11 protein-coding genes are annotated in these 14,373 nt (G+C 41.7%); 8 read left to right on the top strand and 3 right to left on the bottom strand.

Features of this window, described 5'->3' with window-relative positions:
* Window positions 1–93: 93 nt before the first annotated feature.
* Window positions 94–567 (bottom strand): hypothetical protein, encoded by a 474-nt coding sequence (locus tag GVY04_11705; GenBank protein ID NBD16766.1) that lies wholly within the window; start codon window positions 565–567, stop codon window positions 94–96.
* Between the two features lie 112 nt (window positions 568–679).
* On the opposite strand from GVY04_11705, the gene GVY04_11700 reads away from it, so the two are divergent.
* A complete protein-coding gene (locus GVY04_11700; protein ID NBD16765.1) occupies window positions 680–2,410 on the top strand; it encodes a hypothetical protein in 1,731 nt (576 codons plus the stop codon).
* The gene (locus GVY04_11695) at window positions 2,392–3,984 is read left to right on the top strand and encodes a dolichyl-phosphate-mannose-protein mannosyltransferase (GenBank protein NBD16764.1); all 1,593 of its coding nucleotides are present in this window, start codon (window positions 2,392–2,394) and stop codon (window positions 3,982–3,984) included. Before GVY04_11700 ends, GVY04_11695 begins: the two co-directional genes overlap by 19 nt.
* 7 nt (window positions 3,985–3,991) lie before the next feature.
* On the opposite strand, the gene GVY04_11690 is transcribed toward GVY04_11695, so the two are convergent.
* Together GVY04_11690 and GVY04_11685 are read right to left on the bottom strand one after the other, a co-directional pair.
* Complete coding sequence (locus tag GVY04_11690) at window positions 3,992–4,660, bottom strand: TetR family transcriptional regulator (GenBank protein ID NBD16763.1); 669 nt, start codon at window positions 4,658–4,660, stop codon at window positions 3,992–3,994.
* Window positions 4,661–4,800: 140 nt separating this feature from the next.
* Window positions 4,801–5,415: a TetR family transcriptional regulator gene (locus tag GVY04_11685; GenBank protein ID NBD16762.1), complete on the bottom strand. Its 615-nt coding sequence runs from the start codon at window positions 5,413–5,415 to the stop codon at window positions 4,801–4,803.
* Between the two features lie 222 nt (window positions 5,416–5,637).
* Between GVY04_11685 and GVY04_11680 the strand changes: the two genes are divergently transcribed.
* The 6 genes from GVY04_11680 (at window position 5,638) to GVY04_11655 (ending at window position 14,328) form a co-directional block, all read left to right on the top strand.
* Entirely contained in the window at window positions 5,638–6,990 is a 1,353-nt protein-coding gene (locus tag GVY04_11680; protein ID NBD16761.1) for an efflux RND transporter periplasmic adaptor subunit, read from the top strand.
* A 25-nt stretch (window positions 6,991–7,015) separates the two neighbouring features.
* A complete protein-coding gene (locus GVY04_11675) occupies window positions 7,016–10,132 on the top strand; it encodes an AcrB/AcrD/AcrF family protein (GenBank protein NBD16760.1) in 3,117 nt (1,038 codons plus the stop codon).
* Window positions 10,133–10,348: 216 nt separating this feature from the next.
* A complete protein-coding gene (locus tag GVY04_11670; GenBank protein ID NBD16759.1) occupies window positions 10,349–12,334 on the top strand; it encodes an AbiA family abortive infection protein in 1,986 nt (661 codons plus the stop codon).
* A gap of 92 nt (window positions 12,335–12,426) precedes the next feature.
* Window positions 12,427–12,651, top strand: coding sequence for a DUF433 domain-containing protein (locus tag GVY04_11665; GenBank protein ID NBD16758.1), 225 nt, complete (start codon window positions 12,427–12,429; stop codon window positions 12,649–12,651).
* On the top strand, window positions 12,648–12,986 hold the full coding sequence (locus GVY04_11660; GenBank protein ID NBD16757.1) for a hypothetical protein: 339 nt from the start codon (window positions 12,648–12,650) through the stop codon (window positions 12,984–12,986). The genes GVY04_11665 and GVY04_11660 overlap by 4 nt, the downstream gene beginning before the upstream one ends.
* Window positions 12,987–13,626: 640 nt before the next feature.
* Window positions 13,627–14,328 (top strand): LuxR family transcriptional regulator, encoded by a 702-nt coding sequence (locus GVY04_11655; protein NBD16756.1) that lies wholly within the window; start codon window positions 13,627–13,629, stop codon window positions 14,326–14,328.
* Window positions 14,329–14,373: the final 45 nt, after the last annotated feature.

Below are 14,373 nucleotides of genomic sequence, written 5' to 3'. Positions count from 1 at the left end.
GCCTGTCGAAGGATGTCCTGTCGGACTTTTATTTGTTTGGTGACGATTCATCCCCCACTAATCTGACGCTATAGTGGGGGTCTTCTCGTCACATTAAGATAAAAGGAGCGCGATCGCGACATCACTCGAATATTGTTTAACTTCTGTGGCATAGTAAACCAGATAAGGCAAACAAGCAAAAAACGCGATCGCGATGAGTGCAGAGATTTTAGACGTGTAATGAGTCGCAAGCCAATAAAATGCCAGTAGCGCGATCGCGCTCGACACTAAAGGAAAAAGTCTCAGGGAATATTCACTGTTACCGAACCATTGCACAGCAAGCTTTTCTACAGTTAAAAACCCAGGAGGAGCGGCTTGATTGTAACTCAAGGGTTCAAGTAATTCTTGATAAGTACGAGTGACAATATTGAGAGAAATAGACGCTTCATCTCCCCCTAAGGATCGATTGCTGAGATACTGAACGAAACGTACCGCAAACCCCCAGCCAGTAATGAGGGCTGAAATTACTAAAAACAGAGGCGTTGAGTGATCCTGAACTTTATCAAGTGTCTGGCGATCAAGTTTCATACTGCGATCAGGAAATTTTAGATGGGAGAGTTGAGTTAGCACTCACACTAAGAAGACATTGATCAGCGACGGTGCTAATATTAATGACACAAAATTTTAGTCAAGCTTCTTCATGTCGGTCAAGCAGTTGTATTCTCTTTTCGGCACCTCCAACTTACGAGCCAGCAAGGGATCGATCACATTTTGGCTCGGACTGAGCCTTAGCTTTGCTCTAGTTTACGGCATTTTGGGACTCCAACAAGCATTCAGTAGCGAGTATGTCGTCCAAGATGATGCACGACAGCATGTGTTTTGGATGCAGAGATTGATCGATTCCCAATTATTTCCGAATGATCTCATTGCTGAATATTTCCAATCGGTTGCGACGTTCGGCTATACCACAGTTTACAAACTGGGAGCGTTTTTCGGGATCGAACCGCTGATCTTTAATAAATTGTTACCCCTGCCTTTAGCATTAATCGTGGCAGGATTTTCTTTTGCCATCTCTATGGAGATTTTACCCGTTCCTCTAACGGGATTTATTGCGACTCTCCTCCTCCAGCAAAATTTGTGGTATGCGGACGATTTACCTTCGGGAACGCCGCGAGCATTTCTCTATCCGCTACTATTGGGATTTATTTATTTTTTACTACGAAAAAATCTGATCGCTTGTTTGATTTTAATTGTTTTACAAGCCTTATTTTATCCCTTAACGGTGCTCTTATCGGCTGGGTTATTATTAGTACGATTACTGAATTGGCAAAGGGGAAAATTTTCACTTTCGTTCCAACGCAAAGATTATATTTTTTCAGTCATTGGGTTAACTGTCTGTTTTGCAGTTTTACTACCTTTTGCTGTCATTCCTTCTCCTTTTAATCCAACTATTTCTTTGGAACAAGCCCGTAATATGCCGGCATTTCTTCCCGATGGACGAACCACTTTTTTTTCCGATGATAACTTTTGGAAATTCTGGATGAGAGGACGAAGCGGACTATTTTCTGAACATCTTCTTGTTCCCTTAACTTTGGTTTTCGCAATTTTTCTACCGCTTTTACTCCTGCAAAAACGATTGCCTTTAGTTTCAAAAATCAAACCAAAAATTGGTATCATTGGGGAATTGACTTTAGTTTCTTTAGGATTATTTTTTCTCGCTCACGCCGTCCTTTTCAAACTTTACCTTCCCAGTCGCTACACACAGCACACTTTTCGGATTATTCTCGCTTTTGCAGCAGCGATCGCGATAACAATTATTATCGATTCCTTACTGCACTGGGGAAAACAACGATCCAATTCAAAACTACCTTGGAAATCAGTGATCGCATTTAGTTTAGTTGCACTAATCACCATTCCTATCATTTTTTATCCTAGCTTTTTAGAAGAATTTCCCAGACCGAATTATAAAATTGGTCGAGAACCTAAAATTTATGAATTTCTCAGTCAACAACCGAAAGATACGCTTGTGGTCTCTTTGGGAGGAGAAGCGGATAACATTCCCTCCTTTTCGCAACGGTCGGTTTTGATTAGTGAAGAATTAGCGATTCCCTATCATTTAGGATATTATCGTCCCTTGCGCGATCGCGTCTTAGCAACTATCAAGGCACAGTACAGTCCCAATTTAAGTGAAGTCAAAGCATTTATTGATCGTTACAGTGTGGACATTTGGCTCATTGAAAAGGGGGCATTTAGCATAGACTATATCGACAATCATCAGTGGCTGCAACAATTTCAACCAGCGACAAATCAGGCTCGTTCTCAATTGGTAAAAGGAGTAAAACCACTAATTTCTACTAAGATCAAGACTTGCGCCGTGTTAGAAACAAAACATTACTTTGTTCTCGATGCTCAATGTTTAGCCAACCCTTAAAACCCGCTCAATCTCTTCCTTCTTGGCTACGAAATACGCTCCTTATTTTGTTGCTCTGCGGTATTTTTTTTCGCTTCTATCATCTCGATCACAAGGTTTACTGGGGAGATGAAGTATATACGTCAATCCGCATTTCTGGTTATACGGCTGAGGAAGTAACGGAGAAGATTTACACGGGCCAACCCCTAACCCTGAGTGACGTTACTGCTTATCAACGTCCGAACAGCGACAAGGGCTTAAAAGAAACGATCACTGCTTTAGCGGGTAGTCCAGAACACGCTCCCTTGTACTATCTCCTGGCACGATATTGGGTGAAATGGTTGGGAAACCCTAGCCTATACGAGAATGCCAAGGCTTACATCTTGCTGATTAGAAGCTTCTCAGCGATCATTAGTTTACTAGCATTTCCTTGCCTTTATTGGCTGTGCTGGCAACTATTTCACTCTCATCTAATTGCCGGGATGGCATTAGGACTTTTTGCCATTTCTCCCTTTCAGGTTTTGTATGCGCAAGAAGCGAGGGAATATAGTTTGTGGACGGTCACGATTTTACTCAGTTGTGTGACATTTTTACGAGCGATCAAGCACAATACATCTCTCAATTGGTTGGCTTATATCGTTAGCTTGACCCTTTCTCTTTATACGTGTTTGTTTTCCATTTTTATCGCGATTGGACATGGAATTTATTTGGCAATTCTTTGGCTCAAACAGCCGAAACTTCCTTTCCGATCTTACTTATTCGCTTCTCTAACCAGCATGGTCTTATTTTTACCTTGGGGATTCGTGATTTATCACAACTTTACCCAGCTAGAAGAGAATGTCGCTCACCTTTCTCAAGAGAAATCGAACTTACCTCTATTTTGGCTGCTGAATCTCAGTCGCAGTTTTTTCGATTTCAATCATGGCGCAAGTGCTATCAATCCCTTGAGTTATGCTGTTATGGGCATGAGTATTTATGCCCTTTATCATCTTTGTCGCTACTGTAAACTAGAAATTTGGTTATTCATCCTCACTCTTATTGGGGTTACGGGATCGAGTCTCATTTTAAGCGACTTAATTTTTGGCGGAATTCGATCAACGATCGCGCGCTATCCTATTCCTTGTTATCTTGGCATTTCCATTGCTGTCGCTTATTTATTGGCAACTCAACTCAAAACGTCCCTCAAAAACCGGGATACTCAATGGCGTAGAATAACCATTGCCTTTTTTGCCTTCGGGTTATTATCCTGTGGAATTAGCTCACAGATGGAAGTATGGTGGAATAAAAGTCCCTTTAAAACCCGTCATAATCCAGAAATTGCTCGCATCATTAACCTCAGTGCCAACCCTCTTCTCGTCAGCGATGCTTCCGTGGAAAGAGTCCTTTCTTTGTGTTACCGATTAGACGATCAAGTTACCTTGCAGTTGGTTTTACCGCAACAACCCATACGAATTTATCATCATCGGGGAGACATCTTTTTGTATCAGCCGTCTTCAAAATTGCGAGAAGCGATTGCAATGAAAAATAATCAGCAAATCATTCCTACCGAAAAAAATTGGCTTTGGCAAGTCATTGACAATGATGTAAACCCTTAGTTTAGTATCATCGACTTAAATTAGAGTTTGCTGAAAAAGTCACTGGGCTGGTTGAAGGCGCACATTCTGCTTGAATTCCCTTAACTAACATTTGCACAGAAAAATGTAAAAAGAGAGTCAAATCTTCTTCTGCTGCTATTTTGAACCGATGATCTAAAGTTAACATCGCTTGACCATGAACCAGTGACCAAGCCGTTCTTGCCAGATTTAGGGTGTTAGTCTCTCGGAAAACCCCCATTTCTTGCCCTTCCCGAATGATATTCACCAACACCATAAACGATTGTTCTGCAACTTCGGCTAGGGACGCCGATTCACAGCTGTCATTACGATAGTTGCCAAACATAACGCGATAATGCGCTGGATGAGTGAGGGCAAACTTGACGTAAGCAATTCCGATCGCGCAAAGTTGTCCCCGAGAATCATCTCCAGAAGTCGCTTTTGCCTGTTCGAGACGCTCGCGCAACGAAATAAACCCTTCTTCTGCAACCGCCATCAGTAAAGCTTGTTTCGTTTCAAAGTGGCGATAGGGCGCATTGTGAGAAACCCCAACCTGGCGCGCCAGTTGTCGCAGGGATAAGTCACTGATGCCTTTTTCATTAATCAAGGTAATAGCCGCATCGATTAAATCTTGTCGTAAGTCTCCGTGGTGATAGGCTTTACTGGTTACTGACGCCATAGGCACTCCGCACATTGAATCATTTTGTTGACAGTGCCAACATTTTACTTTAAGATTGAAGTTGACAGTGACAACATTTAATGACCAATGACTATGTTCCTGAACCTGTCGAAGGATGACTAATGACTAATGACCAATGACTAATCTCTCTGATGTCCATCTAGAAAGGCATCGACAGCATCTTCAACAATCGCTGTAATCTCGGCTGGGGAGGGGGCTTGGGTAATCCCTAAAAGCCGTTGCATTTGCTGGATACCTAAAAACATCCCCACAAATTGAGTCGCAGCCCGTTGGCTATCACAAGGCTTGAGTTTTCCCTGATCCTGTTGTTGTTGCAGGTATTGGGCTAACGCCTCACAACGGGGTTTGGGTCCAGATGTAAAAAATAACCGTCCCAGTTCTGGGAATTGCTGATTTTGCGCAATAACAATTCTTAATAGCGCGATCGCGCGATCGGATAACACCACCGACATCACTTGTTTCCCAATGGCAGTGAGGGCGTCTCGTGGCGGTAAATTGTCCACATCCGCTTCCACTAACGGCGATAAGATCTGCTCACTCAAATCTTCCACAATCGCACAAAATAGGCCTTCTTTTCCACCAAAGTAGTTGTAGATATTGCTTTTTGACCCGCCGACTTTTTTCACAATCGCGTCTACACTGACGCCATCATAACCCCGTTCGATAAATAAATCTGTTGCTGCGGTCAAAATCGCTTTCTTCTTTTGTTCCGAGCGCCCCGCAGATACTGCCATACGTTTCTCCTTGACAACGACGTATTCTACAATACCGTATTGCTCTTGATTGCTCGGCCTTTCCGTTTTAATCTTTAATGACTTGACAATACCGTACAGTACGGTACGATAAAAATAATTACAGAATTGCTACCAGCACAAAAACTCATCTTTCTCACTTGAAATGACTTTCCATTTTGAATCTTTATAGTACCATACAGTACGTTACAAAAGAGGTTTCCCATGCAAGCTGAATCAACCCGCAAAGCCATCACCTTAGACGAAGACCAAGATACAGAACGTTTTGACTCGCCACGAAAGGGGAGAAAAAAGCGACTGCTTTGGTTGGGTGGCGTTTCTCTATTGGTCGCTGGTGGAATGATTGGTGTGCCACGCTTGATCCCTCAGAGTCCTCCTCCACAAGAAACCCGTGCGATTAATGCCACTCCTGTAAAAACAGTCACCCTTCAGCCTGAATCTGGTTACGAAGTGACTCGCAGCTATACGGGAGAAATTACCGCCAGACGTAGTAGTGAACTGGGTTTAGAACGAGGGGGAGAACTAACGGAAGTCTTAGTGGAAGAGGGCGATCGCGTAAGCAAAGGACAACCCCTAGCGCGACTGGATATTCGCAACCTGCAAGCGCAACGGAAACAGCTAGAAGCCCAGAAAGCGCGAGCGTTAGCGCAACTGGAAGAATTGGAAACTGGACCGCGCCAGGAAGACATTAACGCCGCAAGAGCAAGAGTGCGAAATCTGCAAAAAGAATTAGAGTTAAAAGAAATCCAGCGATCGCGCCGGGAGTTTCTCTATCAAGAAGGGGCAATTTCCCAAGAACAGAGAGACGAGTTTGCTACCCAAGAAGAAGCCCTAACCGCCCGTCTTGATGAAGCCCGCAGTCAACTGCAAGAACGGCTCAATGGAACGCGCCCAGAAGAAATTGCAGCGCAACGGGCGACAGTACAGGAATTGGAAGCCAGGATTCAAGATCTGGAGGTCACCCTCAGTAAGAGTGTATTGAACGCGCCCTTTGATGGCATTGTTGCCCAACGCCATTTTGATGAAGGTGCCGTTATACCGACCGGTCGGTCTTTAATTCGCTTAGTCGAAGATACTGTTCCCGAAGCACGCATTGGATTACCCACTCAGATGACCAACCAATTAGCAATTGGGAGTTTACAAACGGTAACGATTGATTCTCAGCCATTTTCGGCAACCGTCAGTTCAATTTTGCCAGAAATTGACCCGGAAACCCGTACCCAAGTTGTCGTTTTAGAACTCAATCAAGCAGCAATTCCTCAAACACATCCCGGACAAACCGTTCGCCTCACTCAAACGAAAACTATAGAAACAGACGGTTACTGGTTACCCTTATCGGCACTGACGAAGGGTCTGCGGGGACTCTGGACAGCCTATGTTGTCGTTGAATCCCCTGATGAGAAGGGATGGGAAGCCCAACAACAAGCCGTGGAAATTTTACATCAAGAAGAAAATCGCGCGTTTGTTCGCGGAACCTTGCAACCCAATGATCGCATTGTCGCCAGTGGAACCCATCGCCTGGTTCCCGGACAAGCCGTTTCAGTAGCCAATGACTAATGACGAATAACAAAGGACAAAGATCATGGTACGTCCCTTTTATCGCAATATTCGCCTCTTAATTCTCACCATCTTCCTGATTGTCGCTTGGGGCGTTGCCTCCTTTCAATCCTTACCGCGACAAGAAGACCCCAGTCTCATTCCGCGCACGGCGGTTGTTAAAACGGCGTATCCTGGTGCGAGTGCCGATCGCGTGGAAGCCCTAGTGACTGAACCTTTAGAATCTGAAATCACTGAAATTGAAACAGTTAAAACGATCTCGTCTACCTCTCGGGTGGGTTTTTCGACGGTAACGGTGGAACTGGTGGATGACGTGAAAGATGCGCAACCGATTTGGTCAAAAGTTCGCGATAAATTAGACGATGCAACCGCTCAATTTCCCGCAGGTGTAGCCGAATCGGAACTGGAGGAAGCGACCATTAAGGCTTATACCATGATTCCGTCTCTCCAGTGGGCGCAACCAGGAGACCCCAATTATGCCATTCTCCGTCGCTATGCCGAGGAACTAGCAGTGGCGATGCGGAGTGTGCAGGGAACCGAAGAGGTGGAACTGTTTGGCGACCCAGAAGAAGAAATTTTAGTGGAAATCAAGGCACCCGAATTGGTTGCTGTTGGCTTATCCCCGCAAGAACTGGCTAATCGCCTGAGTCGCAGTGATGCCAAAGTTTCCGCAGGACAATTACGGAATCCAGAACGAAATCTTGCCATTGAAGTCGAAAGTGAACTGGAAACCCTCGAACAAATTCGTCGCATTCCCATTCAAAACAGCCGTGAAGGAGAATTTACCCGTTTAGGCGATATTGCCACAGTGGATCGGGGAATTCATCAGCCGCCGCAACAACTTGCCTTAGTCAGCGGTCAACCCGCGATTGCGCTGGGAGTATTAATGAAGTCTGGCATTCGTATTGACCAGTATTCTGAAACGATTCATCAAAAACTGGATGAGTTCCGGTCTCGTCTTCCCCAAGGCATTGCACTGGAGGTCATTTTTGATCAGAGTGACTATGTTGCCCAACGGATTAACTCTCTCATTGCCAATTTACTCCTGGCTGCAGTGCTAGTGATTGCCGTGGTTTTTGTGGCTATGGGTTGGCGTTCCTCGCTAATTGTGGGTACTGCCCTCCCTTTAACCGTGTGTGCGGTTTTGGGTTGGATGAGTACCACAGGTATTGCCATTCATCAGATGTCGGTAACGGGACTGATTATTGCCCTCGGGTTACTAATTGATAACGCGATCGTTGTGGTCAATGAAATTCAAGCAGAAATAGAAAGTGGGGCTACCCCTTCCCAAGCTGTCACAAAAACGATTAACTATCTGCAAGTTCCACTTTTTGCATCCACCTTAACCACTGTCTTTACCTTTCTCCCGATCGCGCTTCTCCCCGGTGGTGCCGGAGAATTTGTGGGATCAATTTCGATTAGTGTGATTTTTGCGATTATCTCTTCCCTTGCCCTTTCCTTAACGGTGGTTGCTGCTTTAGCGGGAAGACTTCTCGGGCGGATTCCTCCTACCGGATCAAGAAAATGGTGGAATAATGGGATTGCTTTTGCTGGTTTGAGTCGTTTCTATCGCTGGAGTTTAGAACAAGCGACGGGCAAACCATTACTGGCAGTTGTCCTTACCCTGATGATTCCCTTTGCTGGCTTTGCGGTTGCAGGTAGTTTAGATAAGCAGTTCTTTCCGTTAGTGGATCGCGATCAGTTTCAGATTGAAGTTGAATTTTCTTCCGATACCGCGATCGCGCAAACCAAAAACCAAGTTGAACAGGCTAGCGAGATGATTCGTGAACACTCCCAAGTGGAAGCAGTGCATTGGGTGATGGGAGAAAGTGCGCCCAAATTTTACTACAACATTACCGGACAACGACAAAATCAATCCCATTACGCCGAAGCGATGGTGCAACTGCAATCGGGAGAAGGGGTGCAAAAACTAGTACAAACGGTGCAAAACGAACTCGATCAAGCCTTTCCTGATGCCCGATTTATTGTCCAACAGTTAGGACAAGGACCTCCTTATGACGCCCCCGTAGAAATGCGAATTTACGGACCTAATTTAGAGGAATTACGGCGTTTAGGACAGGAAGCAAGAGCCATTTTAGCCTCTATTCCCGAAGTCACTCATGCCAGAGATGATTTAAGTGAATATCGCCCCAAACTGGGCTTCACCGTTGATGAGGAACAAGCCCAACAAGCTGGACTCGATAACAGCGCGATCGCGCAACAATTAGCAGCCTATTTAGAAGGGGCTGTCGGCGGTTCGATTTTAGAAGCAACGGAAAATCTCCCGGTGCGTGTGCGACTGACAGAAACCGAACGGTCTGATCTGGGTGAAATTGCTTCCCTAGACTTACGTCCACAAAATAGTAATGACCGCAACTTCCGCCCGAATTCTGCTTTTGGCGAATTTAATTTAGTCCCGCAACGGGCAACCATTTCTCGCCGTAACGAACAGCGGGTGAACACGGTGCAAGCCTTCATCAAAGCTGGTGTTCTGCCCTCAACAGTACTGGAAACCTTCCAACAAAAACTAGATGCGCAAAACTTTGAACTCCCCCCTGGCTATTCCTATGAATGGGGAGGCGAACAAGAAGAAAGTAACCAAGCGGTCGGCAACTTACTCCTTTATGTACCCCTACTTGTCATAGGGATGAGTATTGCCTTAGTGTTGTCTCTCAATTCCTTCCGTCAAGCAGCGATTATCGCCATGATTGCCATTGCCTCGGTTGGCATGGCGTTATTTGCCCTCTGGATGACCGATTCCATTTTAGGGTTTATGGCGATTATCGGATCAATGGGCTTAGTGGGAATTGCCATTAACGACTCAATTGTGGTTCTCTCTGCCTTTAACGAAGACCAACGGGCAAAACAAGGGGATCCCAAAGCGATTCGGGAAGTGGTGATGAAAGCAACGCGCCACGTCCTGACCACGACAGTAACCACCATGATGGGCTTTGTTCCGCTACTCGCTGCAGGCGATCCGTTTTGGCAACCTCTAGCCATCGCGATCGCGGGGGGAATTGCCGGATCTTCGGTGATGGCGCTCTATTTTGCCCCGGCAATGTATCTCCTGTTAATGCATCGCTTACCAAGAAGACTACGGAAATCCACAAGATCTTCAAAGGTATCGGAACCCGCCTATTAACTGTGCTTTCAAGGTACTGCTCGTTAGTTATAGATTCAGTGATCAAGTACTTGGATAGGAAAATCCAAAAGCGCGATCAAAAGCTATTTGAAGAATTATCGCGGAGATTAAGGGAAAATTTCTTTGTCTGTATATTTTGGTCTTGTTGTGATACAGACATAAACTTATTATAGTAAGAATCACAATTTTACAATCATTTTCTTGTGGATTGCTTTAATGAATAAGAAAAGTCAAACACAGCTTGGATATTTTATAGATTATAATCTATGGAAAGATGCTTTGGATCTACTAAACTTTCAAATACAACAAAAGAAGAAAAATAGACATTTTAATACTTTAAGTATGTTTTACTATGAAAGCCTTGATCTAACTTGCTTAAAGTACGATCCAGAGCAATACTTTAATATTAAGATCTCTACTAGTCTTTTCTACGGATTACAAAACGAATTTTCTGTCTTTTCATATGTTATTCCAAAGGCAGGTATTGGGTTAAGAGATTATAAATTTTTTACTTATCCAATGAGAGTCTTATATTACACTATTGGTTTATATTTACTTAAGCTATCACAGGAATTCTTAGATGAAACATATGGAAAATTGTCAACTATTGAAGCTTTTTACGGAGGAAATCTTTCTTATAAGAAAGAAGAACTTCAACTTAAATCTTTTAATATATATTATCGAACTTTTCATCAAAAATTCAAGGAAAAAATCAAAGAAGAAGTAAGAAGCGATTATAAGAATAAAGTAATATTGAGACTCGATATTGAGAACTATTTTAATGAAGTATCTATTTCAAGATTACTTAATCTTTTGAACTCCTTTATTAAACCAAGTATTCAAACAGAGAAAAACTTCGATCTTTTTACAAAACAGCAGATTATATGTTTATTTAACTTTATTTCTGATGGAAAGCTAGGAATTCCTCAGTCCGATAATAATATTGTTTCTAGTTTTATAGGCTATTTATATCTTGTCTTTGGTGATTTATTAATAGATGACCTCTTTAAAAATAGCTATAAAAGTACTATTGATAAGTATAAAATTATTCGATACACTGATGATATATATATATCCATAAAATTTAAAGATAATATTGAACAATATAATCAAGGTTTATTTATTCATGCTATCAGTTCTCAAATTGCTGAAGAGTTATATAGCAAACTTGGTCTTAAACTTAATCTTAAATCTAAACTCTATAGATTATCAAGTCATGAAGAGAAAGAAGAACTACTTAAAAATATTCGTAAATCATCTCCAAATGATCAATATTTTAGCGCTGTTCAAGATTACGATACTCAACAACAAATAGTAGAATCAAACACTAAAAATCCTCAAGATAAGTTGGATGATATTTTTAAGGAATTAATAAATATAAAAGGATCGAGAATAGAAGATTATTTTGTAGGAGGTAAATCAGTGCAGGAAGAAATTCTTCAAGAAGTTTTTGATAAAAATGTAGAAAATATTCTTGAAAAATCTGACAACAAAAAAAGAATAAAAGATATTTTCGAAAACTTTAATTTTGAACTTGTAAAAGTTCAACCTCTTGAGATTCTTATTGTTTTATTAAGAGACGAAAATACCGCTAATAACTTTAAGAAATTTTGTTTAAATAAAAGTGTTATCACAACAGGGGATGCTGACCTTATCATAAAATTTTTATGTCAAAATCATTTTGATATTCCCGAGCTTCGTGATAAACTTAAAGAAAATAGTCATATGAGAAATATAATTGAAGTATTTGATAACAAAAAAGTTAATTGCGACCAGCCTGGATATTATCAATTGGGTTGCATGCAAATAAATAATTTATCAAAAAATTCTGATGTAATAGAGCAAACTCGACTACGAGTTTTAGAAGAAAAAAATAATTCATATTCAGTTGCTCTTAATCATTTAGTCAATGAAATTCATGCTATTTGTAAAGCATGGGATCAAGAAAATAAAAAAGATTATGATATTAATAGTTTAGTCAGTTTTTTACAATCAAAAGGTATTAAACACGAGACATGTGTAAAAATTAGAAACCTATTTGATCGTAGAAATTCTAATCAAGTTTCGCATCCTAGTTCTAACGGAGGATTAGCTTGGGAAGTAACTAAAGAAGAATATCAAGATTACTATAAGCATGTTGGTCTTTGTTTAGACGTACTTTTGCAAGAACAAGAACTTGAATCGTGTAATTTAAGAAGCTAATTAGGTAAAGCAAGATAGAATATTTTAATTATGGTGAGTTTCTCTTATAATTAATGTGAATATTACATAGGTTATTGAATTCATTTTAATTCATGGACTATCAAAATATAATTACAATTGAACCAGGAAAACGAAGTGGTAAACCGTGCATTCGAGGAATGCGAATTACAGTATCTGACATTCTAGAATACTTAGCAAGTGGCATGACTGAAGAAGAAATTTTAGCAGATTTTTCTGAATTGACTTCCGAAGATATTAAAGCCTGTCTTGCCTTTGCTGCAGATCGTGAGAAAAAGTTATTTGTAACTTCTGTGTGAAACTACTCTTAGACGAAAACCTGTCTGATCGAATGATTAACAGGATTATTGATCTTTATCCTGATTCTACTCATGTCAAGACTCTGGGTTTAACTAATACTGATGATGCGGTTATTTGGGAATATGCAAAAGCAAATGATTTTGTAATTGTTTCCAAAGATTCCGACTTCTACCAACGTAGCTTACTTTATGGTCATCCTCCCAAGTTTGTTTATCTTTGCATTGGTAACAGTCCAACTTCTAGAATTATTCAAATTCTCAGAAACCACTTTGATCTGATGACTCAGTTTGGTGAGAGTGAAGCGGAAAGTATCTTGGTATTAACCCAGTCATGACGTGATGAGCGATATTAATGAGATATTTACAGAAGTGCAATTGATGTGAGGCGTGGTTGTATTAAAAAGCGCGATCGCACATGCGCTAGTGAAGTATCGAGTTATTAATCGAAGAAAAGCTTGATGCCTTGAAACTTTGCATCAACCCTCATGTTGAGTTTCCAGGCGAAATCAAATCAGGCCACAATGGCTCATGCTTACCGACATGTTCACGCTTCCACTCAACAGCGTTTGAGATGCGCTTACCCTATCTTGAAAAAATATTTACTAATTTATCAAAATATGTAATTTTAGCCTCACAATCTTAGCAATAACCCCTCTAGAGATATAGTATAAGTGTATACATATTTAAGTGTAAATCTACTCAGACTTTAACCTAGGTTGGTTTTTTAAGTCAACTTCTGGAAAAACAATCTAGTCGCGATCGTTACGTGAATGGTATTCCCGAACCATTGGAATATCTCGTCAAAGGATATGATATCGCCATCCCAATGCTACTTCTATCTTTTCCGTAACTCGGAGTTAGTCCACAAAGATTCAGATTGATCCATTGATGACGGTGGAGGGGCGCAATGGGAAAGCGGTCTTGGTGACTTCCCACAGCAGAATTTGTAATTTTTGAATAGTAAGGGAGTGGATCATGCTAGAGCAAAGGATTTCATTGTTCAGCGATCGCGGAAATCTCATTAACTGTGAGGGCTGCATTCTCAATGTAATGCGTCAACACTTAAGGCAGATCGATGAAAATAATTCTCAATTCAGCAAAGAGCAACAAATACTGATCAGACTCAAGCAAGTTTTTGAACGTCTAGGGGTGATCGTGGTGACATTGACAGGTGAGGTACAGTTCATCACACAACGAGCAGAACAACTACTGAGTCAGTATTTTGACCGCCATGCCCCAGATTCATTACCAGAACCAATAGAACATTGGTTTCAAAATCAGATTTCGCTATTCGCATCCGAGAACACAGTTCCATCCTCCTGTTTATCACTACACATTGAGCAAGCAGCAAAGCAGTTACTCATTCGCCTGATTGCCGAGCCCATCAGCGGGCAATATCTGTTGCTGCTGGAAGAACAAAAACTGCCATCTTTTTCCATTGCTTCTCTAGAATTAATCGGACTGACCAAACGCGAGGCAGAGATACTTTTCTGGGTAGCTAAAGATAAAAGCAATGCCGCGATCGCGAAAGTGTTGGATTGTGGTCAAGGAACGGTGCGAAAACATTTAGAGCATATTTACGAAAAACTGGGTGTACAAACCCGAACGGCTGCGGTGATGGTTGCCCTGGAAAAGTTGGGGCTACTTAAAGGAGGAATTATTGCAATTTCTTCATAATCCTATACGCTGATCGTCGTATTGTTTCCAAGGGTCATTTTAAGG

The organism is Cyanobacteria bacterium GSL.Bin1, assembly GCA_009909085.1.
Taxonomy (GTDB): Bacteria; Cyanobacteriota; Cyanobacteriia; order Cyanobacteriales; family Rubidibacteraceae; genus Halothece.
This window is presented reverse-complemented; position numbering and strand designations above follow the sequence as displayed.

What these genes read in the sequence shown, in the direction of transcription:
- GVY04_11675 (NBD16760.1), top strand. Translation starts at nt 7,016, where the DNA reads ATGGTACGTCCCTTTTATCGCAATATTCGCCTCTTAATTCTCACCATC.
- GVY04_11680 (NBD16761.1), top strand. Translation starts at nt 5,638, where the DNA reads ATGCAAGCTGAATCAACCCGCAAAGCCATCACCTTAGACGAAGACCAA.
- GVY04_11685 (NBD16762.1), bottom strand. Translation starts at nt 5,415, where the DNA reads ATGGCAGTATCTGCGGGGCGCTCGGAACAAAAGAAGAAAGCGATTTTG.
- GVY04_11665 (NBD16758.1), top strand. Translation starts at nt 12,427, where the DNA reads ATGGACTATCAAAATATAATTACAATTGAACCAGGAAAACGAAGTGGT.
- GVY04_11695 (NBD16764.1), top strand. Translation starts at nt 2,392, where the DNA reads ATGTTTAGCCAACCCTTAAAACCCGCTCAATCTCTTCCTTCTTGGCTA.
- GVY04_11690 (NBD16763.1), bottom strand. Translation starts at nt 4,660, where the DNA reads ATGGCGTCAGTAACCAGTAAAGCCTATCACCACGGAGACTTACGACAA.
- GVY04_11700 (NBD16765.1), top strand. Translation starts at nt 680, where the DNA reads ATGTCGGTCAAGCAGTTGTATTCTCTTTTCGGCACCTCCAACTTACGA.
- GVY04_11705 (NBD16766.1), bottom strand. Translation starts at nt 567, where the DNA reads ATGAAACTTGATCGCCAGACACTTGATAAAGTTCAGGATCACTCAACG.
- GVY04_11670 (NBD16759.1), top strand. Translation starts at nt 10,349, where the DNA reads ATGAATAAGAAAAGTCAAACACAGCTTGGATATTTTATAGATTATAAT.
- GVY04_11655 (NBD16756.1), top strand. Translation starts at nt 13,627, where the DNA reads ATGCTAGAGCAAAGGATTTCATTGTTCAGCGATCGCGGAAATCTCATT.